Source organism: Ruegeria sp. CH8, from assembly GCF_056536985.1.
The window spans coordinates 1-23,889 of sequence record NZ_JBQFQR010000024.1 but is presented as its reverse complement, the minus strand read 5'-3'; the positions used below and the strand labels follow the sequence as shown (position 1 = coordinate 23,889).

The 23,889-nt window shown below is 52.4% G+C and carries 28 protein-coding genes; 21 read left to right on the top strand and 7 right to left on the bottom strand.

Annotated elements, in window-relative coordinates; translation table 11 throughout:
• Positions 1 to 10 precede the first annotated feature (10 nt).
• The 6 genes from otnK (at position 11) to ACR0ER_RS20875 (ending at position 6,783) form a co-directional block, all read left to right on the top strand.
• Complete coding sequence (gene otnK / locus ACR0ER_RS20900; RefSeq protein ID WP_480770600.1) at positions 11 to 1,288, top strand: 3-oxo-tetronate kinase; 1,278 nt, start codon at positions 11 to 13, stop codon at positions 1,286 to 1,288.
• Positions 1,285 to 1,926, top strand: a complete 642-nt coding sequence (otnC, locus tag ACR0ER_RS20895) for a 3-oxo-tetronate 4-phosphate decarboxylase (RefSeq protein ID WP_480770599.1) — start codon at positions 1,285 to 1,287, stop codon at positions 1,924 to 1,926. The genes otnK and otnC overlap by 4 nt, the downstream gene beginning before the upstream one ends.
• Before the next feature lie 6 nt (positions 1,927 to 1,932).
• A complete protein-coding gene (gene rraA, locus ACR0ER_RS20890) occupies positions 1,933 to 2,406 on the top strand; it encodes a ribonuclease E activity regulator RraA (protein ID WP_170594435.1) in 474 nt (157 codons plus the stop codon).
• The gene (locus tag ACR0ER_RS20885; RefSeq protein ID WP_480770598.1) at positions 2,352 to 3,461 is read left to right on the top strand and encodes an AbrB family transcriptional regulator; all 1,110 of its coding nucleotides are present in this window, start codon (positions 2,352 to 2,354) and stop codon (positions 3,459 to 3,461) included. Before rraA ends, ACR0ER_RS20885 begins: the two co-directional genes overlap by 55 nt.
• A 272-nt stretch (positions 3,462 to 3,733) precedes the next feature.
• Positions 3,734 to 5,623, top strand: a complete 1,890-nt coding sequence (locus ACR0ER_RS20880) for an SLC13 family permease (protein ID WP_480770597.1) — start codon at positions 3,734 to 3,736, stop codon at positions 5,621 to 5,623.
• Between the two features lie 254 nt (positions 5,624 to 5,877).
• Positions 5,878 to 6,783, top strand: a complete 906-nt coding sequence (locus ACR0ER_RS20875; RefSeq protein WP_480770633.1) for a haloalkane dehalogenase — start codon at positions 5,878 to 5,880, stop codon at positions 6,781 to 6,783.
• A gap of 206 nt (positions 6,784 to 6,989) precedes the next feature.
• Here ACR0ER_RS20875 and ACR0ER_RS20870 read toward each other — a convergent pair whose 3' ends face one another.
• On the bottom strand, positions 6,990 to 7,877 hold the full coding sequence (locus tag ACR0ER_RS20870) for a LysR family transcriptional regulator (RefSeq protein ID WP_480770596.1): 888 nt from the start codon (positions 7,875 to 7,877) through the stop codon (positions 6,990 to 6,992).
• A gap of 104 nt (positions 7,878 to 7,981) precedes the next feature.
• On the opposite strand from ACR0ER_RS20870, the gene ACR0ER_RS20865 reads away from it, so the two are divergent.
• From ACR0ER_RS20865 to ACR0ER_RS20825, 9 genes are all read left to right on the top strand, one after another.
• A complete protein-coding gene (locus ACR0ER_RS20865) occupies positions 7,982 to 8,272 on the top strand; it encodes a putative quinol monooxygenase (RefSeq protein WP_480770595.1) in 291 nt (96 codons plus the stop codon).
• Positions 8,269 to 9,312 (top strand): zinc-binding alcohol dehydrogenase family protein, encoded by a 1,044-nt coding sequence (locus ACR0ER_RS20860; protein ID WP_480770594.1) that lies wholly within the window; start codon positions 8,269 to 8,271, stop codon positions 9,310 to 9,312. Before ACR0ER_RS20865 ends, ACR0ER_RS20860 begins: the two co-directional genes overlap by 4 nt.
• Complete coding sequence (locus tag ACR0ER_RS20855; RefSeq protein WP_480770593.1) at positions 9,313 to 9,693, top strand: VOC family protein; 381 nt, start codon at positions 9,313 to 9,315, stop codon at positions 9,691 to 9,693.
• Between the two features lie 145 nt (positions 9,694 to 9,838).
• Positions 9,839 to 10,222: a nuclear transport factor 2 family protein gene (locus tag ACR0ER_RS20850; protein ID WP_480770632.1), complete on the top strand. Its 384-nt coding sequence runs from the start codon at positions 9,839 to 9,841 to the stop codon at positions 10,220 to 10,222.
• Between the two features lie 136 nt (positions 10,223 to 10,358).
• Positions 10,359 to 10,862 carry an aggregation factor core gene (locus ACR0ER_RS20845; RefSeq protein WP_480770592.1) on the top strand — a complete coding sequence of 168 codons (504 nt, stop codon included), beginning with the start codon at positions 10,359 to 10,361 and terminating at the stop codon, positions 10,860 to 10,862.
• Positions 10,863 to 10,875: 13 nt separating this feature from the next.
• On the top strand, positions 10,876 to 11,328 hold the full coding sequence (locus tag ACR0ER_RS20840; RefSeq protein WP_480770591.1) for a TspO/MBR family protein: 453 nt from the start codon (positions 10,876 to 10,878) through the stop codon (positions 11,326 to 11,328).
• Between the two features lie 11 nt (positions 11,329 to 11,339).
• A complete protein-coding gene (locus ACR0ER_RS20835; RefSeq protein WP_480770590.1) occupies positions 11,340 to 11,894 on the top strand; it encodes a CIA30 family protein in 555 nt (184 codons plus the stop codon).
• Between the two features lie 126 nt (positions 11,895 to 12,020).
• Positions 12,021 to 13,193 (top strand): adenylate/guanylate cyclase domain-containing protein, encoded by a 1,173-nt coding sequence (locus ACR0ER_RS20830; RefSeq protein WP_480770589.1) that lies wholly within the window; start codon positions 12,021 to 12,023, stop codon positions 13,191 to 13,193.
• 47 nt (positions 13,194 to 13,240) lie between these two features.
• Positions 13,241 to 14,008, top strand: a complete 768-nt coding sequence (locus ACR0ER_RS20825) for an SdiA-regulated/phytase-like domain-containing protein (protein ID WP_480770588.1) — start codon at positions 13,241 to 13,243, stop codon at positions 14,006 to 14,008.
• Between the two features lie 37 nt (positions 14,009 to 14,045).
• On the opposite strand, the gene ACR0ER_RS20820 is transcribed toward ACR0ER_RS20825, so the two are convergent.
• The 4 genes from ACR0ER_RS20820 to ACR0ER_RS20805 form a co-directional block, all read right to left on the bottom strand.
• Positions 14,046 to 14,495 (bottom strand): MarR family winged helix-turn-helix transcriptional regulator, encoded by a 450-nt coding sequence (locus tag ACR0ER_RS20820; protein ID WP_480770587.1) that lies wholly within the window; start codon positions 14,493 to 14,495, stop codon positions 14,046 to 14,048.
• On the bottom strand, positions 14,485 to 15,585 hold the full coding sequence (locus tag ACR0ER_RS20815; RefSeq protein WP_480770586.1) for an Acg family FMN-binding oxidoreductase: 1,101 nt from the start codon (positions 15,583 to 15,585) through the stop codon (positions 14,485 to 14,487). The genes ACR0ER_RS20820 and ACR0ER_RS20815 overlap by 11 nt, the downstream gene beginning before the upstream one ends.
• Positions 15,586 to 15,800: 215 nt before the next feature.
• Positions 15,801 to 16,478 (bottom strand): GntR family transcriptional regulator, encoded by a 678-nt coding sequence (locus ACR0ER_RS20810; RefSeq protein ID WP_480770585.1) that lies wholly within the window; start codon positions 16,476 to 16,478, stop codon positions 15,801 to 15,803.
• Positions 16,475 to 17,473: a Gfo/Idh/MocA family protein gene (locus ACR0ER_RS20805; protein WP_480770631.1), complete on the bottom strand. Its 999-nt coding sequence runs from the start codon at positions 17,471 to 17,473 to the stop codon at positions 16,475 to 16,477. Before ACR0ER_RS20805 ends, ACR0ER_RS20810 begins: the two co-directional genes overlap by 4 nt.
• A 50-nt stretch (positions 17,474 to 17,523) precedes the next feature.
• Here ACR0ER_RS20805 and ACR0ER_RS20800 point away from each other — a divergent pair, with 50 nt between their 5' ends.
• Positions 17,524 to 17,913, top strand: a complete 390-nt coding sequence (locus ACR0ER_RS20800; RefSeq protein ID WP_480770584.1) for a TetR-like C-terminal domain-containing protein — start codon at positions 17,524 to 17,526, stop codon at positions 17,911 to 17,913.
• 75 nt (positions 17,914 to 17,988) lie between these two features.
• Here the strand turns inward: ACR0ER_RS20800 and ACR0ER_RS20795 are convergent, their stop codons facing one another.
• On the bottom strand, positions 17,989 to 19,359 hold the full coding sequence (locus ACR0ER_RS20795; protein ID WP_480770583.1) for an aminotransferase-like domain-containing protein: 1,371 nt from the start codon (positions 19,357 to 19,359) through the stop codon (positions 17,989 to 17,991).
• 159 nt (positions 19,360 to 19,518) lie between these two features.
• Between ACR0ER_RS20795 and ACR0ER_RS20790 the strand changes: the two genes are divergently transcribed.
• From ACR0ER_RS20790 to ACR0ER_RS20780, 3 genes are all read left to right on the top strand, one after another.
• Positions 19,519 to 19,908 carry a DUF983 domain-containing protein gene (locus ACR0ER_RS20790; protein WP_480770582.1) on the top strand — a complete coding sequence of 130 codons (390 nt, stop codon included), beginning with the start codon at positions 19,519 to 19,521 and terminating at the stop codon, positions 19,906 to 19,908.
• 51 nt (positions 19,909 to 19,959) lie between these two features.
• Positions 19,960 to 20,802 carry a methylenetetrahydrofolate reductase gene (locus tag ACR0ER_RS20785; protein WP_480770581.1) on the top strand — a complete coding sequence of 281 codons (843 nt, stop codon included), beginning with the start codon at positions 19,960 to 19,962 and terminating at the stop codon, positions 20,800 to 20,802.
• A gap of 145 nt (positions 20,803 to 20,947) precedes the next feature.
• Positions 20,948 to 21,214 (top strand): hypothetical protein, encoded by a 267-nt coding sequence (locus ACR0ER_RS20780; protein WP_480770580.1) that lies wholly within the window; start codon positions 20,948 to 20,950, stop codon positions 21,212 to 21,214.
• 530 nt (positions 21,215 to 21,744) lie between these two features.
• Here the strand turns inward: ACR0ER_RS20780 and ACR0ER_RS20775 are convergent.
• A complete protein-coding gene (locus ACR0ER_RS20775) occupies positions 21,745 to 22,272 on the bottom strand; it encodes a hypothetical protein (protein ID WP_480770579.1) in 528 nt (175 codons plus the stop codon).
• 200 nt (positions 22,273 to 22,472) lie between these two features.
• Between ACR0ER_RS20775 and ACR0ER_RS20770 the strand changes: the two genes are divergently transcribed.
• Together ACR0ER_RS20770 and ACR0ER_RS20765 are read left to right on the top strand one after the other, a co-directional pair.
• Positions 22,473 to 22,769 (top strand): mechanosensitive ion channel domain-containing protein, encoded by a 297-nt coding sequence (locus tag ACR0ER_RS20770; RefSeq protein WP_480770578.1) that lies wholly within the window; start codon positions 22,473 to 22,475, stop codon positions 22,767 to 22,769.
• 18 nt (positions 22,770 to 22,787) lie between these two features.
• Entirely contained in the window at positions 22,788 to 23,081 is a 294-nt protein-coding gene (locus ACR0ER_RS20765) for a hypothetical protein (protein WP_480770630.1), read from the top strand.
• Positions 23,082 to 23,889: the final 808 nt, after the last annotated feature.

Here is a 23,889-nt window from a genome sequence, read left to right as displayed (position 1 = left end):
GGGCGGTTCAATGTTAATCGGTGTCATAGCGGACGATTTTACCGGTGCGAGTGATATTGCGAACACCTTGGCTAAGGGCGTTGAGCCGGAAGGTGGGTTACGAACGGCTCAGTTTCCGGGTATTCCAACTACCCCAGCCGACGAGGAGATCGAAGCGGGTGTGATCTCACTCAAGAGCCGCACCGCACCTGTCAAAGAAGCTGTTGCAGAAAGCCTGCGGGCCCTGCTGTGGCTTAAAGATCAAGGATGCCAGCAGTTCATCTTCAAGTACTGCTCGACCTTTGACTCCACGATGGAGGGAAATATCGGTCCCGTTGCGGAAGCACTGGCCCAAGAACTGGGCGCGCAAAAGGTGATTTTCTGCCCGGCCTTTCCAACCACGGGTCGCACCGTCTATCACGGCCATCTTTTTGTGCTCGGCAAGCCGTTGAACGAGTCCGGGATGGAAAACCACCCACTTACACCGATGATGGATGCGAACATCAGGCGGTGGTTGCAGCATCAGACCGAAGAAGCGGTTGGGTCGGTGCTAGTTGACACCGTGAAGCAAGGGCCAGAGGCGATTGCTGAAGCGTTGCAGAACGCAAACGAACGCTTTGTAATCGGTGATGCGATCTCGGACGAGGATTTACTGGCTTGGGGCGAGGCTCTGAAGGATGCCCAGCTCATTACTGGGGGGTCTGGGATAGCGCTGGGGCTACCCAGAAACTTCGTCAGAAGAGCTTCGTCCCAAAAAGGTGGCAGTGTGTTTGCAGGTATCACTGGGCCCGCTGCTATCCTTGCAGGGTCATGTTCAGGTGCAACCCGTGGGCAGATCGATGTTCATGCGGAATCCAATCCGACGTTAGCCATCGATGTTCCGGGTGTCATGTCCGGGGAAGTGACCACGCAAACGCTTCTGGATTTCTTTGAAACGCATTCAGGTGAGGCCCCTCTAGCGTACTCATCAGGAAGCCCGGAAAAGGTGCGCGCGATCCAACACAAATTCGGTCAGGAGGCTGTGGCGGAAAAGCTGGACAATCTCTTTGCAGATACAGCACGAGAACTTGTCGATGCTGGGTACAAGCGCCTTGCGGTGGCAGGAGGAGAGACGTCGGGAGCTGTTGCCAAGGTCATCTCTGAGGCACTGGGATCTCCGGCCATGTCAATTGGGCCAGAGATCGACCCGGGCGTGCCAGTCCTGAGCGTTGGAAAAACTGAACCTATTGCGCTGGCCCTAAAATCTGGAAACTTTGGCGCTCCGGACTTTTTTGCTAAAGCCCTCAGAATGATGGAGGTCGGCAAATGAGATCTGAAGAATTGGCTTTACGGCAGCAGATGTCGGGACTGTGTGCTTCGCTGTTTGCGCGTGGCTTTTCCGTCGGCACAGCGGGCAATGTCTCCGCACGCCTTGATGACGGAATCCTCATGACGCCAACCAATTCCACCTTGGGTGATATCGACCCAGAGCGTATTGCCAAGATTGATTTGGATGGAAACCACGTTTCAGGAGACAAGCCGACCAAGGAAGTTTTTCTGCATCAAGCCTTCTATGAGACGAGGCCACAAGCTGGTGCAGTGGTGCATCTACATTCGACTTGGGCCACCGCACTGTCGTGTTTGGAAGACACCGATCCCAATGACTGTATTCCACCGCTTACGCCATACGTGGTGATGCGCGTCGGCAAGGTCAAACTGGTTCAATACGTCAAGCCAGGTGATCCGAAATCCGGTGATTTGATCCGCGAACTGGGCGGTAAATATGGTGCGGTTTTGTTGGCCAATCACGGCCCCGTCGTATCAGGAAAGGATCTCTTCTCAGCGGTCTGTGCAGCAGAGGAGCTGGAAGAGACTGCCAAGCTGCTAGTGGCTTTGCGCGGCCTGCCAACCCGCCTACTGGATGCTGAAAGAGTCGCAGAACTCAAAGAGACTTTCGGAAGGATTTAAGCCATCATGAAAACCGCTGACCTTATCGATCACCATGCGTCAGAGCTTACACTCGTCCACCTGCCGTTTCGGCAGTTCGGGATAAAACCGTTCTTTGCGGCGCAAATACAGACAGTGAAGTGCTTCGAAGATAACACGGAACTTAGGGCGCAACTGGAATCACCCGGTGAGGGGCGCGTTTTGGTTGTCGACGGCGGAGCATCAACGCGAATTGCAATTCTTGGCGATATGTTGGCTGATCTTGCAATCCAAAATGGATGGGCTGGTCTTGTCCTGAATGCCGCAATTCGAGACAGTGCCGAAATCAATCAAATGGACACTCTGGTATTCGCCTTAGCGACCAGCCCCGTCAAAAGCGCGAAACGTGGATGGGGCGCAATCGGGGAGCCGGTGACCTTCGGTGGGGTTAAATTCCATCCTGGTGATTGGGTTTACGGCGATGCGGACGGCGTGTTGCACAGCAAGAAGCGATTGGTCTGATTTCGAGTTTTGCCAAATTCTCACAGCATGGCGCTATCATAGTCACGGCAGCTATTGCTGGCTGGCTTGTATCGCTCACAGGCATTCCACTGGGGTGGATGATCGGGTCAATGTTGGTGACCATCGCCGGGTCGTTGAAGCAGTTTCCTGTCAAACTACCGGGCCCTATGTTGGACCTGGTAAGAGCAACTGTAGGTGTGATGTTAGGAGCATCCTTTACGTACGAGTTACTTTCCTCTTTCGGTGCTTGGTGGGTGTCACTGGCCTTTTTACTGTTAGCCCTTGGAATAATGTACGTCCTTAGTTTCTACCTTTTACGACGTATTTCGCGCTTTGATGCATTGACAGCTTCTCTATGCGCAATGCCGGGTGGCATTGCCGAAATGGTGTTGCTGTCCGAGCAAAAGGGTGCGGATCAGGCTCGTGTCGCTATCGTTCATGCGTTGCGCATTGCTTTAGCAATTTTGCTGATTCCACTACTAATCAACCTGATTGCAGATTTCGAAGTCATTCCCCCCGAAGCTCAAACACAGCTGGCTTCGATCACGTTCACCGATTGGGTTTGGATCATCGGATGTATTGTTGTGGGAATGCTAGCACGGGGCAGGGTGAAGCTGCCGGCACCAATTGTGGTAGTGCCGATGATATTCAGCGCGGCCGTTCACTTGCTGGGATGGACAGAATTCAAGATCCCGGTTTCTGTGACTGCGTTTGTGCAGGTCTTCATAGGCATTAATGTTGGTGCACGCTTTTCAGGAGTGCCCATCAAAGCTCTGATCGCAGCTCTAGGTGCAGCGGCCATGGTTGTCGCTCTCCAGATTTCTGTGGCCTTCTCAGGCGCATTGGCTGTTGCGAACGTGTTGGAGACAGACCCGGTCGCACTTGTCTTAGCCTATTCACCTGGAGGCTTGGCGGAGATGTCAATCATAGCGGTGAGCGTTGGTCGCGATGTTGCGTTCGTCGGCGTGCATCATATTTTTAGGGTCTTGGCGGCGCTTGTTTTGGCACCTGTCCTGGTAGCGGCTTTCACAAAGCCTTCCCGACTTAGCAATTAGAATTGGCTGAATATGAATGATGAGGACACGAAAATTAATGTGTTTGTACTCTAGCCATGGTGAAAGTTCATTTCGCATTGCGATGTTCAAGAGAGGCATATGAGTTTGTGATCAGCGTCTCTTGGGGTTGGAGAAATCCAGGTTTCAGCAGATACCACGCCCGAGAAAACGAGCCGCGTGAGTCGGCCTGATGGATTTTGGCCTTATCTGACGCGAAGAGTTGGTTCTTCGTATTTGCTGGTAGTCAGGTAACGTTAGGTTGGGAGTACAATATGGAATTACCAGCACTGACGTACGAAATGATAGCCGTATTGAGTCTATTGTCTTTTACGGTCTTACTTTTTGTTACCGAGATTATACGGATCGATGTCGCAGCAATTCTTGTAATGGTGCTGCTTGGCGCACTGAGCTATCTACCGGGGCTAGGTAATCTTGCCGATGTCTCCAGGCTCTTTGAGGGTTTTTCCTCGAACGCTGTGATGTCAATCATCGCAGTTATGGTAATTGGGGCTGGGCTTGATAAGACCGGACTTATGTCAAAGGTTGCGGCCTTGATCCTCAAGAATGGTGGCACGACAGAGGCCCGGATCATCCCAATCATATCAACAACGGTTGGTGTCATCAGCTCTTTCATGCAGAACGTTGGAGCTGCTGCGCTCTTTCTACCCGTTGTTAGCCGTATCTCAGCACGTACGGAAATCCCGATGAGTAGGTTGCTGATGCCCATGGGGTTTTGCGCGATTCTGGGTGGTACGATTACATTAGTCGGGTCGTCGCCCCTCATCCTGTTGAATGACCTGATTGTTTCAGCAAACTCATCCCTTCCGGCTGACCAACAAATGAAGACATTTGGGTTGTTTTCAGTTACGCCTATCGGTGTGATGCTGGTGCTGACAGGGGTGCTTTACTTTGTGCTCTTTGGTCGTTGGGTCCTCCCAGCGCAGCGAGAGCGCGGAGAAGACGCAAGCTCAGCTCGGTCCATGCAAACATACGTCGAAAATACCTATGGGCTTAGGGCCGATATGTTCGAGATACGTGTTCCTGAAGGCTCAATAATCATCGGGCAAACGCTCGCGGATCTAATGGTCGCCCATAACATGTACATTCTTGGTACATCCTATCGCGGCCACAAGGTCATCGCGCCGATGGCGGATACCAAGATCGAAGCCCCTGCGCGGCTCGCAGTGCTTGGCCTGCGTCGGGTGGTTGAGCATCAGTTTGCTGAGCCTTACGGATTAGAGATCCTACCCCAACTAGATGTCTTTGCGGATGATTTCGCCGCGACCCAATCGGGGGTGGCCGAGGTTGTTATTCCTCCCGGTTCTTCAGTGATCGGCCAGACTCCGATTGATTTGCGTCTCCGTCAGACACATGGTTTGTCTCTTTTGGCCATTCAGCGCGGAGAAGAAACACTGAGCCACGTTGAAACCGAGGATCATTCAGCCACGCATATCGGGCAAGTCCCTTTGCAGGCCGGTGATACGTGTGTGGTTCACGTGCAGTGGGACCGTCTAACACGACTTAAGTCGGACAGGGATTTTGTCGTCGTAACTTCGGATTTTCCCCAGGAAGAGTTACGGCCACACAAGGTCGGATGGGCGCTCGCCTTCTTCCTAATAGCGTTGAGCTTAATTCTATTCTCTGATCTGCGCTTGTCATTGTGCCTGTTGATCGGCGCTATTGGGATGGTGTTGAGCCGTGTGCTCTCGATTGACGAAGCCTACGAGTCGATAAGTTGGAGTACTGTTTTTCTACTCGCTTCACTGATCCCGCTAGGTCAGGCGGTTCAGAACACCGGCACTGCGGATTGGATTGCAGCGCATGTGTTGGCCCTTCTGAAGGGGTGGCCGATCTGGTCTTTGCAAGCAGGGATCGCCGTTTTGGCAACGGCGTTCACGCTGGTCATGTCCAATGTAGGCGCAACTGTCCTGCTGGTGCCACTAGCAGTTTCTATTGCCGTATCCGCGGGTGGCAATCCGGCTGTGTTTGCTCTCACGGTGGCAATATCAACGTCCAACTCATTTTTGATCCCAACACACCAAGTGAACGCGTTGATCATGGGCCCGGCAGGCTACCGGGTGGTCGATTTCGTTCGCTCAGGTGGAATCATGACTCTACTTTTCTTGGTTGTCTCAATGACCGGACTTGCGCTCTTCTTCTGATGCGCTTCTTGGCGATCCGTATTGATGAACTCTGCTTCAGCTCAGAAGAACTGGCAAGATGAGGTCTTTGAGACCAATCCTTTTGTTGGAGCAGAAAATCCGAGATCTATACAAATGGACCTTCGCTGCGAGCAAGTGAAGAAGGGCGGCGAACAAATGCAAACCTGACGTCGACATACGCTGGTACTGGACCGTCTTTGTTTTATCGATCACTGTTGCTTGGCCAATACCGTCGGCATATTGGAGAGTTCACAATGAAGTTCCTTAGAACACCTGACCATCGGTTTGACGGGTTGCCAGATTTCGACTTTGGCCCGAACTATCTTGATGTGGATGATACCGAGGGCGGTCTTCTCCGACTGCACTATTTGGACGAGGGACCGGCGCAGGCACCGCCAGTATTGTTGATGCATGGAGAGCCAACCTGGTGCTTCCTGTATCGGCACATGATTCCGTTATTCAAAGATGCGGGTCATCGAGTTCTGGCTCCTGATTTGATTGGGTTTGGCCGGTCGGACAAGCCCACTGAGCGATCCGACTACACCTACCAACGCCATGTAGACTGGATGTCCGAGTGGTTGCGGAAAGTTGACTTGACCGGCATCACATTGGTTTGTCAGGACTGGGGCGGACTCATTGGCTTGCGGCTGGTTGCGAGTATGCCCGAGCGGTTCTCTCGTGTGGTTGTGGCGAACACGGCCCTACCTACTGGTGACGTGCCCTTGGGCAACGCATTTCTTTCATGGCGGGAATATTCACAGTCTGTGCCTGAATTTAATTCGGGACGCATCGTATTCGGCGGCACAACATCTAAGATTTCCGATGAAGAGGTCGCAGCCTACAACGCACCGTTCCCGGATGCGCGCTATCTGGCAGGCGCTCGACAGTTTCCAATGTTGGTGCCCGACAAACCCGACAACCCAGCTTCAGAAGCCAACCGAGCCGCATGGAAAACCCTAAAGACTCTCAACACTCCGTTTCTGACCGTTTTTGGAGAAGATGACAGGGTCATGGCGGGAGTAGAAAAAGTGTTCCAAAAGTCGATCCCAGGAGCCGCCGGTCGAAACCATACCGTGCTACCAAAAGCCGGGCATTTCATCCAAGAAGATGCTGGCACAGAGCTAGCACACGCGACTTTGAAATTCATTGAGCAAACTTAGCGGCTCTTTGTTTGTGCTACCTCTTGAAAAGTTCGCCTTAAAAAGTGTTCGACTATTCAAAAGCCCGGTCGGAAAAGGCGTTACTGAAGGTTCTGCTGCACTAAAGCTTAGGTGATCGTGTTTGACCAATTGCTTCACAATTAGCCAGGCCAGTCTTGTACGGCACAGCCAATAGCAGGGGCGATTTAGTGTCTTCCTGCAAGACCTCAACTCACACCAAATTTGCGACGCAAATGCTCAGCTAAGGCCGTTATGCGACGTGGTTGGGCTCGGCTAGGCGGAAACATCATTTGCAAAGGTTTCGGTGGTGGGAGGAAGTCGCGCAAGACAGAAATAAGTCTGCCAGATCGAACATCGTCGCCGACATCCAGCTCGGACTTCAGTACGACCCCATGGCCTGCAATCGCCCAATCGCGGATGAGTGAACCATCATTGACTATTCGGTTTCCTTTTACCGATACCCGCTGGGCATTTGGTCCTGATCCAAACTCCCAAACGTTGTCGATCATGTCGCCAAACCTCATGACCAAGCAGTTGTGGTTTAACAGATCTTCTGGTTTTTCGGGCGTTCCGAATGAGGCCAGGTAACTTGGGGATGCACATACCAAGCGCAAGTAGCTTCCTAGATTTCGCAACCTGAGCGAGCTGTCCGTGATGTTGCCGAAGCGAACGGCGAGGTCAAAACCCTGGCCTACGAGGTCGACATAACCGTCCGAGAGGGACAGTTCGATTGAGACGGCTGGGTTCTCTTCGGTGAATTCGGCAATAACCTCGGAAACAAAACTCCGTCCCAAGTCAATGGGCGCACTTATGCGAATTGGACCAGATAGAGTTTCGGCACCATGCCGAACAAGTGTGTCCAAGTCCGCAACCTCACCGAGTACGCTTTTTGCACCGTCGGCTAGTACCCGACCTTCTTCAGTCAGGCTGATGGAACGGGTGGTTCGGTTAAATAAAACTACTCCGTAGTGTGCTTCTAGGGCCGCGAGGCGCTCGGATACTGTCGTGCTCGACATCCCTGTCTCCCGCGCCGCGGCCACAAGACTGCCTTTCTCGGCTATAGTCAGAAACAAGCGAAGATTGTCTAATAACATTAAACGGAATTTCCGGATTATATGTTCGATCTTGTCCTGTTTATCCCGAAAGAACTGCGGCGTAAATCTAGCGCATCTCTCAAGAACACAAGGGACCTATTCCAATGGCCAAGCTGACAATCGTCGCCAACATCAAAGCCAACCCCGACAAGATTGACCTCGTGAAGGCCGAGCTCATCAAACTCATCGACATAACTCGTGCCGAAAAGGGTTGCATCAACTACGACCTGCATCAGGACAACGATAACCCGGCTCATTTCGTGTTCTACGAAAACTGGGAAAGCCGAGAGCTTTGGCAAACCCACATGGGTGCTCAGCATCTTGCGGCTTACCTTGAAGCAACAGAGGGCGCCGTTGCAGAATTCACGTTGAATGAGATGACAGTCATCGGTTGATAGAGAACCGGACAAAGGAGCACGTTATGAAAGCCGTGGGATACCGTGAGACAGGGTCGATTGATCGGGCGGACGCCTTAATCGACTTCGAGGCCGACAAACCGACGCCGAAAGGGCACGACTTGTTGGTGAAGGTGCAGGCCGTGTCAGTGAACCCAGTCGATACGAAAATTCGTCAAAAACGTGCTCCTGTAGGTCCAGCACCTGATATTCTGGGATGGGACGCAGTAGGGATCGTCGAAGCAGTTGGCGAAACGGTTGAGACTTTCAGTCCGGGAGATACAGTTTGGTACGCCGGGGCAATAAACAGATCGGGGACCAATGCTGAGTTTCATCTGGTAGATGAACGTATCGTCGGGTCAGCGCCAAAATCCATACCTGCAAAAGCAGCTGCGGCGATGCCGCTAACGACACTTACTGCCTTTGAGATGCTGTTCGACCGCTTGCGAGTTCAAGATGCCGTTTCCGGCGGGACCAACACGTTGCTGGTTATTGGTGGCGCAGGCGGTGTCGGGTCAATCACCATTCAATTGGCACGGGCTCTCACTGAATTGACAGTGATAGCGACGGCGTCCCGACCCGAGACACAAGACTGGGTTCGAGAGCTAGGCGCACACCATGTCATCAACCATGCGGAACCTTTTGGCACACAACTCGGCGCTCTCGGTATCGACAGCGTGGATTTCATTTATTCGACAAACCATTCCCAGCTTTATGCTTCCCAAGCTGGAGAGGTGATGACACCCCAAGGTCGCTTTGGGTTGATCGATGATCCTGAAACCTTCGACATCGCGCCGTTCAAACCCAAATCGATCTCATTGCATTGGGAGTTCATGTACACTCGGTCGCTTTTTGGGACTGGAGATATGAACCGTCAAAGCGAAATCCTGAATCAGGTCGCCGGGTTGATAGATGACGGAAAGATCAGATCCACAGCGACCGATACACTTGGTAGGATCAATGCTACAAACTTAAAGAAAGCGCATGCTATCCTTGAAAGCGGCAAGGCCAAAGGCAAGCTGGTACTTGAGGGTTTTTAGATGAGAATTGAGCGGCTGGATCATGTGAATATCGTGACGACTAGGTTGCCTGAGATGGTTACTTGGTATGAAGAGGTCTTGGGTTTAAAACTTGGGACCCGCCCTGATTTTCCGTTTCCCGGAGCTTGGTTGTATGCGGGTGATTACGCCGTGGTTCACCTTGTGGGTCACGAAGGAACGCCTAATGTCGGCTCCGAAGTGAAGCTCAAGCTCGAGCATTTTGCGCTCTCAGCCACAGGGTTGAGAGCATTCGAAGAAAAACTGATCTCGTGTCAGATCCAGTATCGCAAAACTGATGTCCCGGGGGCTGGAATGGTGCAAATCCATGTGGCCGATCCTGATGGAAATCATATTCATATTGACTTCGAAGAAACCGAATAAGTAGCTAACCCGCGAAATAGTCGCAACGCAAAATCAAGCTCGTTACTTCTTGCCGATTAGTGGTCGAGATCTTTGCCAGGTTGCTTCCAAGAATTACGCGGACCAACATTTTTTGGGCGGCGCAAACGTCAATTTGGAGATCAGTATGCCGGACCTCAAAACAAACAAGAAAAACGTCATCGCTTTCTATGAAATGATGTTCAACGAGTGTCGACCTGCCGAGGCCATCGCAACCTTTGTTGGGGAAACCTATACGCAGCACAACCCGCATGTTGGCGACGGCAAGCAAGCCTTTGTCGAGTACTTCGAGCGCATGGCCGCCGAATACCCGGGTAAGCGTGTGGATATCAAACGTGCCTTTGCTGAAGACGACCACGTTATTCTGCATTGCCATCAAATCTGGCCCGATGGTCTCGCGTACGCAGGGATAGATATTTTTCGCCTGGATGCTGATGGCAAAGTTGTCGAACACTGGGACGTCCTTCAGGAAGTTCCAGCAAACAGCGAGAATGACAATGGCATGTTTTGACTTAACCGTTTTGACAGCGGTGCATGGAACTTCGAAAGGCCCTGTCGGCTAAACCACGATGGCCAAAGGGTATAAGTCTGATCCATGAAACCCGTCGAAGCGTATCTATCAAGAACCCTTTAGTTAGGAGATAAATATGCTCCCTAAGAGTATTCTTGCGGCGACCCTTGGACTTTTCACAGCCACCTCGCTTCAAGCTGGTGTACAAATTCGCTTTATAGAAGGCGCACCCAAAGACCGTTTTGTTCTGACAAATGTCGGAGCTTGCGAAGTAGAAGCCTCGACCGTCAAAATTGACTTGTCGCAATCTGCCGGACGTTTGATTTTCGACGTTACCGAAAAGGGTGCGGGGGTAGAGGTCTTCCAACCGCTTGAATTCGTTGAGGGTGCGGATGCTCTGCGGCAAATTCCAGCGGTCGTGGACGGACAAGATACCATAGAGCTTGAGATCGCCTCCCTCGCAGCCGGGGGCAAACTCGCCTTTACCATCGATGTAGATGACACTATCGGGCAACGCGAAATCACCGTAACGGGGGCGGAGATCGAAGGCGCCACGGTGTCGTATACTGATGCGGATAAGACCAGCACGGCGACCTTCTCTTCCGAAGCACTTGTCAACGTGACGACCAAGGACTGCTGAGAGCTTTCCCACAATGTCGAATTGGTTGGTCCGCATAACATTCCTTGCGCTCATGTTGGGAGGCGGCATTCTGATCGGTACACTGACCGCACCCGGCGAATGGTATGCGCAGCTCTCCAAACCGGCTTTCAATCCACCAAATTGGATTTTTGGGCCGGTTTGGACGGTGCTTTATGTCTTGATCGCCATGGCGGGTTGGCGCCAGTTCGAAACAGACCGAAGCTCGACCGCCATGAAGCTGTGGTGGGCGCAGATGGGTCTGAACTTTTTATGGTCCCCAACCTTTTTCGTACTGCAACTGCCGTGGTTTGCCCTTGTGGTCATTGTCGCGTTGTTGGCTGTCATCGTCATGTTCATCACTCAGGTTAGGAATTCAGATCGGGTCTCCGCACTGTCTTTCCTGCTGTACTTTGCATGGGTTGCATTTGCCACGGCGCTGAACCTTTCCATTGCGATACTGAACTGAGAAGGAACAATATGCGTGCCAACTTCATTGGACTTGTTTCAGGTCTTGTTATCATCGGATGCACAATGGCTCAGGCTGATGGAAAACTGACTGAAGACTTCTCCAAGTCTCCGGAGACGCGTTGGGACTACGTTGCCGACACCGTCATGGGAGGGGTTTCTTCAGGGCAGGTGCAGTTTCGTTCGGAAGGTGATGTCGCATTCGCGCGGCTGACCGGAACCGTGAGTACAGAAAACAACGGGGGCTTCATCCAGTTCCGACGCAAGTTGTCTGATCGACCAGATGAGGGTGTATCAGGCGTCAGGTTATTGGTACGGGGGAACGGCGAGCAATACTTCGTTCACCTCAGAACACGTGGTACGGTGCTTCCGTGGCAATACTATCAGGCCGAGTTTGCAACTTCTAACGAATGGACAGAAGTTTATTTGCCTCTGTCAGGCTTCAAGGCTTCAGGTGCCATGTTGCGCGCTGCTCCTGTTGCGGACGCAATCACCTCACTTGGAGTTGTAGCCTACGGGCGCGATCACGAGGCCCGCGTAGACGTCAGCGAGATTGGATTCTACTGAAGTTCGCCCAAGCGAGGGGCTGCAATCTTCTGTTGAACCAATCAGATCAGGCGGCTCAAAAAATGTAAGCGACAATGCAATTCCAATAGTCTTTGCTCATCCTTTGCAAGCGACTAACTTGGGTACATGGAAGAAGTCACTCGACTAACCGAATGGATGATTACAGAAGGTCGTCGCTCCGGCGATCCCGTAAAGGTGGTGTCACAGTTTTGTTCTTCCTTGCTCGAAGCCGGAGTTCCGCTGTGGCGAGCAAACATTGGCCAGCGCTTTGCCAATCCACTGCTTATTGCTTGGGGCGTGGTTTGGACGCCCAACGGCACCGACAGCTACGATGTCACACATGAGACGACGTTGACGGATGGTTATGTTGGGAGCTCATTCGAGTATATTCTGGCGAATAGAAAGCCGCTTCACAAAAGTCTCCTGCAACTGGACTCAGAAACAGAGCATTCATCCTATTTGGAATTTGCAGAGCAAGGCGGCACCGACTACTACGCTACTTTGCTTTATTACGGTGATGGATCGCTGCATGGTTGTACGTTCGTTACACAGGCGCTGGATGGATTCTCGCCGGAACATCTAAGGCTGATTGAAGCGGTCTTACCTGCCCTTTCTTCCGCTCTGGAACCTGTGACGATGCGAAAATCGTCTAAAGGTCTACTTCGAACCTATTTAGGAGATGGGCCTTCCGAGGCAGTCTGGAGCGGCAACATCAAGCGCGGTGAGCGAACAACTCTGGATGCCGTGGTTATGTTCTCTGATCTGCGAGGCTTTACGGCACTTTCCGAAACCTCTTCGGAAGAAGAAGTCTTCGACACGCTCAGCGACTATTTTGATCTGGTGGTCAAAGCCGTAGAAGACAACGGTGGAGACGTCCTCAAGTTCATGGGTGATGGCATCCTGTCGATCTTCACTATTGAAGCTCAAAAAAACCATGCCGACCGTTGCAGAATGGCGGCTCTTGCAGCGCAGAGTGTGCTGAGTGGTTTGAAAGCTCTCAACACTAGACGAGACGAGTTCCAAAAACCGCCCTTGGACATTGGAATTGGGATCAACGTTGGGCAGGTCAGCTACGGTAACATCGGCAGCCCCGGCAGGCTTGATTTTACAGTTTTGGGCGGTGCGGTGAACGTCGCAAGCCGAATTGAAAACTTAACAAAATCAATTGGTCGGAGAGTGTTGGCGACGTCAGCCGTTGCAAGTGCTGCACCGAACATGTTCGTTAGCTGTGGGGATCACGAAATACGTGGCCTTGCTCAGCCCATTGAACTGTTCTTTCTCACCGAAGGGGCGCAATAGTCAGGTATATGTATTCAAAACAACATACCTTTCCGGGAGCATCCTGAGTGTTTGCAAGAACCATAGCCTTACTGATCTGCGCTGGGGCTTCTCCGGCCACGGCATTGGAGCTTCGCGAAACTGGGCGCTACGAGCTCAACCAACCCGCAAGCCTTGACTACGATCCAACGTTTTGTGGCTTGTGGATTGCCAACGAGGGGTCCGAAGCAATTCTCGTTACATTGCAAGGGGATGAGTTGCGCCGAATATCCAGCGATCTTTTTCGGATCAAAGCAATTGCTGTTGAAGGGGATCACTTGTTGCTGGGTGATGGTCTCGGCAGTCTTCAACGTGTCACCAAGGATGGATCACCCCTGGGAGCGCCTTTCGAATTGGAAGGTGGGTTTGCGGATACGGAAGGAATTGCAGTCAACGCCGCGGGACAGATCGTGACTGTCGAGGATGACCCTGAACGGTTGTCCTGGTTCACCACCGAGGGCACTCTGGCGGCGAGATTGGATACCATGAAGCTCTCTCCGCCCTTGAGCGAGGCGCAGGGTATCGCGATTGATCCGCGTACCGGCCACATGCTGATAGTTGACGACTGGGAAGGGTCAAATAGCCTGTATGAGTTCACGGCAGATGGCCAGCTTCTCGCCCAGCAAAGCTTGTTGGAGTTCGGAACCGACCCAGAAGGCATCGCCATTAGGCCGGGATCCAACCAACTGTTCGTGGCATTCGATGGCGGCGCGAAGATTGTGACATTTGACTACACGCCCACCTTGCCAGAAGGATCACCGCCGCTGCCGCCGGGCGCGGATTGCATGATGTTCTGAGAGCTTTTCTGTTTGCTTGGGTCGACGCAGGTTTCCGCTAGTCGCGCTCACTGTCCAAAGTTTCGCGAATGAGTGCCAGATTAGGCAAAGACTCATGAAACGGTTCGGGCCCGAGTTCGGACAACATCGGACCAAGAGCTGTCGACATCCGATCCATACAAGTTTTCAGAAACTCTGCGCCATGCGGCGTCGACCGGGCAATTTTCGAACGCTTGTCCTTTGGGTTGGTCTCAAGAGTGATCAAGTTATGATTTTCAAGGCTGGCGAGCATATGCGTCATCGAAGTCTTGGGCACCTGAAACGCGTTTGAGAGTTGCAGTGGAGTTTCTCCCTCGGGACGCCGCACCAGATGGCCCAAAATTCCAAATTGAGTCGCTGTCATTCGACCAGGTAAGAACGCTTCAAGCTTGGTCGAGATCAACTGATTGATGATCCCGACCTCGGTGAAGAACCGGTAGACTTCGTTGGTCTCATCTTCAGGCTTCATTCAGAATTCGTGTCTCCAGCGGCCAGCGGGGTGTGGCGATTGGCTCGGGTCCATACCCCAAACGCAGCAACATTTGCACCGTGTGGCCCGGTGACGCAAGAAGCTCATGCGCGAGAGCGTATTCATCGGCCATCTCAGGATATTCCTGAAGTGCCTGACTGACCGGATGAACGCCCAGGCCCATTTCGGTTGTCTTCAGGTAAAAACGCATCAATTGACGCCCGGCATCGAGTTGATCGCTTCGCGTATTTGTGGCTGTCGTGAGGACTGCGTATTGCGGCGTCGCGTCTAGCATGGCGAAGTAGCCTCGCATGTGTGACTGAGTACCGGGGTGGTCAACGTTCATCAGAGTCTCATTGTCCAATAGGCCAGTAAGTCGCAGCGTTTCCAGAAACGGATCGCGTAACTCAATCCCGTCCGGGTTGGAGTTGATTTCTGTTTTCCCGATCCGCATCAGGTCGACGGATTCTTTCAAGGTCTGCGGTGTTCGCATTTCGATTTCGAAAGCGCGTTTCGTAAGTTCTCGAATACGGGCCACCAAATCTTCGTCGGTTATCAAAGTGGCATAGTTGCCAAGCGTAGACACTTGATCGGCAGAGAGGCGCTGTTCAGTGTACGGTTCCTTGTTTGAATGTCGGTTAAGGATTTGATCTGAGAGTGGATCGTGCGCTCCGCCAGGAACAAACACTGCTTCTGCGATAGGTCCGTCATCTCCATTTGGTAGTAACTTGACCTCGGTTTCAAATCCCTGTGCACCTGCCGCCAGAACCATCGTCTCAACAAATGCACCGAGGCCAATATAGAGTTGGCGGTGGTATGGATCGGTTTCCGGAAGCTCGCGATCTGTATCACGGTGGATGCGCACCTTGTCTTGCCCAACCAATTCGACCAGCCAAGGTTGCAAGTTGTGTGGATTGGGGGCGAGAATCGCGTAGGACAAGGCGGCTTTGCGTGGGTCGTCATAAGATTTCGGCGTCCACGGAGCCAGCGCGTCATGCGGCGTGCGTGTAGCGAGGAACGCAACCGCGCCCGTTGCCGCCAGTATCGTGCCTCCGCCTAGAATCTTGAGAAAACGTCTTCGGTTTGGCATCTTGACTCTCAAATAGTACGATATCGAACTAAATTAATACGAAATCGCACTATCGCAACCCCAATCGATGCATTGATTGTTTGAGCGACTAGAAAAAAGAAAATCAGAGCAGCCGGAGGCAACTGCGGGTTGCCGTGGTAGACAAGCACTCGGAGCGCCTTCAATGCCGAAAACAGGCAGTTACTTTAGTTGACTAACGACCGGATACGAGAAGATCAGAGGCTGTTGAGCCGATGCTTTTCGAGTATCCCGCAAAGCATAGCCTGTGCTTGCAGCCTGTGTTCTCGATGGCGTTCACGGGCAACATCCGGTCGACCTTCACTAATCGCTTGGAAAACGACTCGGTGATCTTCATTGGATTTGACGGGTAGGGGCCTGATGAACAACGTCGTTGCGCGCGCGCGGCGCACCTGGTCGCTCATCATGGCAACAATCGCTTCGACCCGTTTGTTGCCGCCCAACCGAACGAGCTGCTGACGAAACAACTCGTCGGCCTCGGCCCAGGCTTCAAGGTCTTCGGCTTCGATGGCTTGGTCCATCTTTGCAATTGATCCAGCAAGTACCGCCAGTTCATCTTCGGAATAGCCCGCTTCGGCAGCGCGCTGCGCTGCGAGACTCTCGAGTTCCGTCAGTATGTTGTAAATTTCACGCATATCATCTGATGAAACAGGCAGTATCCGCACACCCTTGCGGGGCCGCATTTCTAACAACCGCTTACTTTCCAACATCAGTGCAGCTTCCCGTATCGGGGTGCGCGACATGCCAAGGGTCTCGGCGAGCTCCGATTCCAAATGGTCAGTTCCGGCTGCAAGTTCGCCGGACAGGATCATCTGTCGCAAATCCCTAACAGCGCGTTGCGTATTGGAAAGAGTTTTTGCGTCCTGATCCTTCACGGCGTCTCCAGGTTGATCTTTCGTCCCTCCGCGGCCGAGAGATAGAAGCTCTCTTCGATGCGGATCACGTCCAAATAGTCTCGAGCCGTGTTTTCCAGCGGCGTGCCCTTTACAAGCCCTGAAACGACGTGACTTTGCAAGGCGTGTACGCAGTCTCCTCCAAACCCATCATGATTGCTCGGAGGTAAAACCTGCTGTCGCTCCTGTTTTCCAAAAGCGCGGAAGTTAACTGAAACGTCGCCGTTAAAAACCAGTGATCCTTCGGTTCCTTCGATGAGAGCCTCGCCCATGGTCTGACGCAGGTTTTCTGCACTGTGGTCAAGGCACCTGTTGCCATCGAACAGAGCTTTCAAACCGTTGGGGTGGTCAAACAGGATGAAACCTGCATCCTCCCCCGCGATAACGGGGTTAACTTGGCGCAAGTCCGCATAAACTGCGTTGGGCGCACCAAACAAAAATCGGAATGTGTCTACCCAGTGGACCGCTGTTTCATGAACCAGGAACCGCGGCATTTCCTGAAAGTACGGCTGCCGGTCAAGGTAGGCGCGTGGACCCTGTCCGTCACCGGGCCGAAGCCGGAAAGTCGCTTGTAGAGGGGTTCCAATTCGACCCTCGGTCATCGCCTCTTTGATTGCGCGATACCAAGGCTGGAAGCGAAAGTTCTCGTGTACAACTATAGTTGCCCCAACTGCTTCAGCCTCGGAGACGATCTTCTCAGCTTCATTCAGAGACAAGCAAAATGGCTTTTGGCAGATCAACCACTTTATTCCAGAGCGCAGTGCCGTTCGGATGGCGTCGGCCTGCGCCACAGGTGGAAGGATAATGTCCACGAGATCTGGTTTTTGCGCCTTCAGCATTTTTGACAGATCATCGTAAGCGGCCAGTCCCGTTTCTTTCGCCTTGTTGATATCACGGTTGCAGGATGCAATCGGGACCGCTCCGGGCATTCGGGACCAGCTTTCGTAGTGGAACCTGCTGAAATACCCCGCGCCCAGGCGTCGGAAAGGCGGCGCTCTATCGACGGAGCAAATCCAAGTTTGAACTGGTGACCGAAGCGGTGAAATCAGCGGCCACGAATATCACTCCAATTCCGGACACAGGATCTTTTGAGAAGGACGTTGCCAGGTTTATGCGCAGAATGGCTGCAACTCTGCGTCATCCGCTTGTGAGGCGGATTCTGCCGGATCTGCATGCTGAGCACGCTCGCTCTAATGAGTTGGCAGAATTGCTGGAGAGTGTGACGAGGGACCGCCGGGCCCAGGCAATGGTTATGCTGGACAGAGCTATTGAGCGTGGCGAACTGAAAAAAGACACAGATCGGCAAATGATCCTGGATATGTTTATCGCACCGCTCTACTGGCACGTCATTGTTCAGCATCGACCTGTCAGATCAGCAGACATTCAACGATTTACCAATCTGGTACTAAGTGTATAAAAATAAGCAGTAATCATAAAGCAAGTTGAATAACTGAGACGAAAGTCGCTTCGGTTTTCGGCACGGCCTAACAGCCTAGGGAACCCAATTCTGATGGGTAATCGCATAGTTTAACGCCTCGAGATCTTCAGTCAGCTGGCTGTATGAGATTGGCCCTCCCAGGCACACCCTGACCGCTTCGTCGGGTGCACCTGTTACGGTAAAGGCATTGCTGGGCATAACCCCGACTTGACGATTGGCCATGTGGCTCATCACGTCAGCTCGGCTCGATCCTTCGGGCAGCTTGAGCCAGATATTGAATGCTTCGTTGCTGCCGACGAAGTCTTGGTCCTGCATAATCTTGGCCGCCAAGCCCTGTCTGCGGTTCGCCTCCTTGCGGACGAACTTCTGCACCGCCGCGGCTGTGCCATCCTCAATCCATCGCGCCATCAAAGCTGTTGTGATTGGTGACGCCATGACATTCGATGCCTGCAAGGCCCGCGTGAAGTGGGTTTTCGACAGCCCGGACGGAACCACCGTAAGCGCAAGCCTCAAACCAGCGCCCAGACATTTCGAAAGACCCGCGATGTACCACCCCAATTCGGGGATCTGCTGTGAGATAGGCGGTGGCGCATCCGACGACACGAAACGACAAGCTTCATCTTCAATCAAAGGCAAACCGTACTTGTCCAAAACGGACGCGATCTGCTGGCGTCTCTCCATCGGAATTGTAAGCGTCAGTGGATTTTGCAGCGTCGGGTTCAGATAAAGAGCAGAAGGTGCGTGCTCTTGGATAGCGGCATCCAATTCATCAGGGAGAATACCGCTGTCGTCTGATCTCACGCCAATTAGCCGAATACCGAGTTGGGCCGCGATGGCACGAATACCGGGATAGGTCACGCGCTCACAGATCACGGTGTCTCCGGGCTTGGTGAGCAATGTCAGGATCGACAGCAAACTGGCATGTGCGCCAGGCGTGATTGCCAATTGGTCTGCGGTAACGTCGATACCGTTGATGTTCATCCAGCGTGCTGCGGTCTCCCGATCCTGCCGGCTGCCGATAATAGATTGGTAGCGAAGCAGAGGAACGAGGTTCGCAGCAACATGTGTGAGGCCTTGTTCCATACGGGCCACCAGAACCGGATCATCTGGCTCTGGGGGCATGTTCATGTTCGGGTCTTCTTCCAGCGCGCGGCGTGGGTCTGCTTTTTCTGAAGTTTCTTCTGGTTTCCGGACAAACGAGCCGCGGCCGACAAAAGTGTCGATATACCCTCGCTTCGCAGCCTCAGAATATCCGCGAGAGACAGTTGTGAAATCCAAGCCAACAAGCTTGGCGACGCTGCGTTGAGGCGGAAGCCTGTCACCTGCATCAAGCACTCCTGTCTCTATATCATGTCTGAGCGCTTCCGCGATCTGGACATAGAGTGGTTTCCCGTTGTCGCGCAGATTCGGCGTCCATGACTTCAAGGCATCATCCCATTCAATATATAAGATTGTGCCTGTCACCTTTATCATTATTACAGGCGAATTTCAACATATTGTCGCATGTGCCATCATATTGATTGGCTATTGATTGCATTGCGTCTGAAGATGAACTATCTGAGGCGCAACCGAAGGAGATCAAAGATGTCCGAACTTGCAATTGACGCCCACGACGACAGCGAAGAGCGCCCCATCAAACCCGCGATCATGAATGGGATGCGCCTCAAGTGCCCCAAGTGCGGGGAAGGAAAACTGCTGCATAGCTACATCAAAGTGAACGATGAGTGCTCGAGTTGCGGTTTGGATCTGAGCCACCAGCGGGCTGATGATGGTCCGGCTTATCTTACGATCCTGATCGTAGGCCACCTTATGGGGTTCGCATTGCACATCGCATGGGTGACATGGAGGCCAGAACCTTGGGTCTTGGCATTGAGCATGTCGGTCATCGCAGTAGTCGGTGCCTTGGCACTGCTGCCGGTCATGAAGGGCCTGATTGTTGGATACCAATGGGCCAAACGAATGCACGGGTTCTAGCCAACCGCCCTCCCAATGAATTCTCAGCCCTTTCAAAGGATGGTTTCCTTGATGGATTTGAATTTCTATTCACTTGAGGCGACAGGAAAGACGATTGCGGATCTCACAACAACCGCACCCCTTATTCCTGCGAGAACCCCTGTGAATGTGGCCTGGCTGAACGATGAGGATGATTACGACAGGCTGCGAACGGTGCGCCGGATCGACGATGCCGGACTGTTGCCGGTGCCGATATTTGCAGCTCGCCGCCTTAAGTCAAAGAAACACTTGTTTGACCTGACCGAAAAACTCCAGTTTGCGGGCGCACAAGGACAAGTCATGGTCGTTGGTGGTGACCCATCAAGTGCGTCGGGGCCATTCAACAACACGATGGATCTCCTTCGAACCGAGTGGATTGAAAAGTACGCGATCAAGAGGGTCACCTTGCCAGGGTTTCCAGAGGGAAACGCAGCCATAGGTTATCGTTCGGATGTGGCCTTACTACGAGAAAAGGTAAAGCTTCTGGAGTCCTGCGGGTGCAGCGTGAGCATAACCACTCAACTTGCCTTTGATCCCAACAGAATTCTCAACTGGATAAGCCAGCTTCGAAACGTGGGTATTGGCCAACCGATCCAAATTGGAATACCTGGGCCGACCAAAAGGGATCTCCTGCTCAGGTTTGCACGCTCATTTGGGGTTTCGGGTGGCGGACTTAACAACGTGAGTGACACCGTGGACGGGATCGTTGATTTCTCCCGTTTGGTCTGCTTGATCGAACTAGAGCTGCAACGACGCAATCTAGCTGATGTTGCGGTTCACCTTTATCCCTTTGGTGGCACGAAGGTTGCCATTGAGTGGCTTACTGCGGTTAAGGCGCGGCAAACGCAGGACCCTTCGAGTAAAATGCTGACGTGAGGCAACACTGGATGCAAAAGGTCGACCCATTGAGGTCGGCCATGCTAGTTTTTCGAGAGGGTTTCATCTGATTGTTGAGGGTATCACGCCGCCAGAGCGACCGAGACCTTTCCAGCAGGGAGCCTTTGCCAATGCTGCGGTTGCTGTGGCAACAGAAGCAGTCGAGGCACCGCCGGAGGCGGTCTGGGTGGTGTTGATGGACACTGAAAGTTACCCCATCTGGAACCCGGTTTTTGTCGCAGTGGATAGGCAATATCGCGAAGGCTCTACTGGCGCTAATTCCGTACAATTCCCAGACGGGTCAGTCGTAGACATGAAAGCCAAAATCCTAACCCTGACCGACAACCGCAAGCTTCACCAAAGCGGCGGCGTACCGGGCTTCATGACCTTCGATCACCAGTGGCTTCTTTAGCCTGTCGAAGGCGGAACGCGTGTCACTCAGCACGAAGTCGACCGGGACATTTGGCTCTGGTTCTGGGACTCGAACTGGATCCAACCGGCATATCATAGAGTTTTGGACGCACTTCTTGAGCGTGCAGTTGATCAGTAGGAATCACTTGTATCAAGTTCGTATTGCGGACACTGGAGCATTCGCAGCGAAATAACACTTTGTCCGCTTCTCGGGATTTGCAAAGTCTAGTTTTGTATGTCTGCTTCGGGCTGTGAGCGGTCCTCCGGTGAAAGCGGTCCAATGGTGGCAAATTCCGCAGAGCCGACCTTCTGTCGATTTAGTTGAGCGTCCGTTTCGAGCCCGAAGCGGATGTAATTTTGTGCCCCTAAAAAGGTTATTTCGGAGCGAAAGGACTAACTGTCTAAGTTGCAATACGGTATGGATCGAAATTGAAGCCTGAGCTCGGTTATAAGCTTAATCGCTACTCAGGATTCGCACAGCTACAAACAAAGCCGCCCACAAAGTGAACGGCCTTGAAGTATTGAGACAAATCAGTTGGCCAGAGAAGCATTGCACTCACGCGCCGCTTCAATCGCCTTCTTAGTACCAGCAAGGCTTATTTCGAAGGCAAAATTAGACTCCGGCATTACAATCATCGTTTCGCGTTCCATCACGTCTGTGACGAAGTCAGGATTGTTGGCAAGAAGGTAGCCGCCCTTATACCCGTCAGCCAAATTTGGCGGTGCTGCTGTTGTATCGCCATAGTATAATTTGTTGTCCATGAGCAGCTCAACTTTATCATCCTTAAATTCGATGTCCGCCTTGGTGAAAACACCCATGTAGCCGAAATCTTTGTCTGGGGTCAGACCCATTTGAACAACGTTGGTATTCTCATCTACCCGTTCGATCAGGCAAGTATTTCGGCTCTTATCCACAAAGATGTTCCAGCCGGATTCTTCACCATAGTTTACGAACTCTGCGTTGTCCTTTGGCAGAATGTTTTTGTCTTTGGCATGTCCGACGGTCGCTCCGCATGCAAGAACAGCAGCAGCAATAAGGGTCTTAGTTGTCGTTTTCATAGAAACACTCCCATAATAATATTGCAGAATGAAGATATGATGATAGACGGTAAACGCGAGTCTTCAAACCAAAATGAATGGCTGCGTCTTTTCGAATGGCTTGAAAAGCAGGTGGAAGAGCGACCAGCTAATGCAACACGACCGAACCAGATCGAGAAGGTCCGGTTATCCCTGGTTCCGATTCCCAGGCTTTTCAGGGCTTGACGATTTTGGCGGGTATTATGGTTTCGCTCGGTTCAAACACCGTTGTTTCAAACATGATGGCCGGCCTTTTTGTCATATACAGGCGCAGTACCAACGTCGGTGATCGCATTCAGGTTGGCGACAAAATTGGCGATGTAACCGAGATCAACTTAATGGAAACACTAATCAAGTCGATAAAGAACGAGATGATAAGCATTCCAAATGCACAGCTGCTCAACTCCGAGGTCGTAAACTATTCGCGCAAAGTGGATGGCCGAGGGCTGTTGGTCCACACGACAGTAGGGATCGGATAAGAGGAACCACCAAAGAAGATTAAAGCGATGCTGATAGAAGCTGCTCAGCGAACCCAAGGGTTAAGAAAGAGCCCCGAACCTTTTGTCCTTTGGACGCAGCTTGCTGATTACGCAATCAATTATGAGATTAACGCATATACTTCGCGCGGATCGAGCTTACCTAAGATTTTGTCCGATTTGCGCGAAAACATTGTCGATGTGTTTAATGAAAACGGAACACAGATAATGACACCGTCTTACATTGCAGACCCGCCGGAACCCAAAGTTTCAACAGAAGAATGGGACGGAAAGCTTGCTCATCACGTTGAATAAACCGCACTCAGAAATTGGCTATCATTGTCGGTGCTTGAGCTTCGCATTGTTTAAACACGTCATTGAGTAAAACAAGGCGAAAGATGTCTGCCTCGTCATGTCTGAAGCCTGCCAACGCAAAGATCTCATCTTCTTCCCAGGTTGTTCCACTCATCGGGCTACCAACCTTTCGCCACACAGGCGGGGCATCGGTGGCCCGAAGCGCCCCAGGCAATTTGGCCGATATAGCCGCAGCTTCGGCACTGAAGCGCATCTCGCTTGGCGCGAGTATTCAAACGCACCTTGGGAAAGTTCTCCATCCGCTCAGTGGCCGCCTCATGCGCATGCCAACAGCACAAATTGACATGCCAGGCAGCGATGACCTGAGCTGTGGAGGCGTTATCCGATGCCGTGGGCTATGGACGCCTCGATCAGTTATCTCGCTACCCCGAAAGAAATGGCCAGCTTTCTGTAAGATGCGGGTTTTAAGGTATTGGATGAAGAAGACTTGACGACTGAAAGCTTTGAATGGCTTAACGCGAGAATTTCGAAGCCCAAAACTAAGAGCCTCATGCCGGTTACGACACAGATTCTATTTGGGGAAATCGCCAGCGATATGATTCAGAACCAACTTCTGGCTCTGGATGAACGTCGTTTATTGACTTACCGTTTCATTTGCACGGCCTGACAAGAAGACTGTACAGGTGCCTGACTAGGCGCTACTCAGCCGCCAGCGCTTTCTGCCTGCAATAACACGATGCCTTGATCGGCACCTCGGCGCGGGCAGTGGCCTTGTCCAGTTGTAGCTTGATGTGGGCGGCTTCGACCG

Bases quoted from the DNA above. Each gene is read 5' to 3' on its own strand.
- otnK (WP_480770600.1), top strand. From the start codon at position 11: ATGTTAATCGGTGTCATAGCGGACGATTTTACCGGTGCGAGTGATATT.
- otnC (WP_480770599.1), top strand. From the start codon at position 1,285: ATGAGATCTGAAGAATTGGCTTTACGGCAGCAGATGTCGGGACTGTGT.
- rraA (WP_170594435.1), top strand. From the start codon at position 1,933: ATGAAAACCGCTGACCTTATCGATCACCATGCGTCAGAGCTTACACTC.
- ACR0ER_RS20880 (WP_480770597.1), top strand. From the start codon at position 3,734: ATGGAATTACCAGCACTGACGTACGAAATGATAGCCGTATTGAGTCTA.
- ACR0ER_RS20875 (WP_480770633.1), top strand. From the start codon at position 5,878: ATGAAGTTCCTTAGAACACCTGACCATCGGTTTGACGGGTTGCCAGAT.
- ACR0ER_RS20870 (WP_480770596.1), bottom strand. From the start codon at position 7,877: ATGTTATTAGACAATCTTCGCTTGTTTCTGACTATAGCCGAGAAAGGC.
- ACR0ER_RS20865 (WP_480770595.1), top strand. From the start codon at position 7,982: ATGGCCAAGCTGACAATCGTCGCCAACATCAAAGCCAACCCCGACAAG.
- ACR0ER_RS20855 (WP_480770593.1), top strand. From the start codon at position 9,313: ATGAGAATTGAGCGGCTGGATCATGTGAATATCGTGACGACTAGGTTG.
- ACR0ER_RS20850 (WP_480770632.1), top strand. From the start codon at position 9,839: ATGCCGGACCTCAAAACAAACAAGAAAAACGTCATCGCTTTCTATGAA.
- ACR0ER_RS20845 (WP_480770592.1), top strand. From the start codon at position 10,359: ATGCTCCCTAAGAGTATTCTTGCGGCGACCCTTGGACTTTTCACAGCC.
- ACR0ER_RS20840 (WP_480770591.1), top strand. From the start codon at position 10,876: ATGTCGAATTGGTTGGTCCGCATAACATTCCTTGCGCTCATGTTGGGA.
- ACR0ER_RS20835 (WP_480770590.1), top strand. From the start codon at position 11,340: ATGCGTGCCAACTTCATTGGACTTGTTTCAGGTCTTGTTATCATCGGA.
- ACR0ER_RS20830 (WP_480770589.1), top strand. From the start codon at position 12,021: ATGGAAGAAGTCACTCGACTAACCGAATGGATGATTACAGAAGGTCGT.
- ACR0ER_RS20820 (WP_480770587.1), bottom strand. From the start codon at position 14,495: ATGAAGCCTGAAGATGAGACCAACGAAGTCTACCGGTTCTTCACCGAG.
- ACR0ER_RS20815 (WP_480770586.1), bottom strand. From the start codon at position 15,585: ATGCCAAACCGAAGACGTTTTCTCAAGATTCTAGGCGGAGGCACGATA.
- ACR0ER_RS20790 (WP_480770582.1), top strand. From the start codon at position 19,519: ATGTCCGAACTTGCAATTGACGCCCACGACGACAGCGAAGAGCGCCCC.
- ACR0ER_RS20785 (WP_480770581.1), top strand. From the start codon at position 19,960: ATGGATTTGAATTTCTATTCACTTGAGGCGACAGGAAAGACGATTGCG.
- ACR0ER_RS20775 (WP_480770579.1), bottom strand. From the start codon at position 22,272: ATGAAAACGACAACTAAGACCCTTATTGCTGCTGCTGTTCTTGCATGC.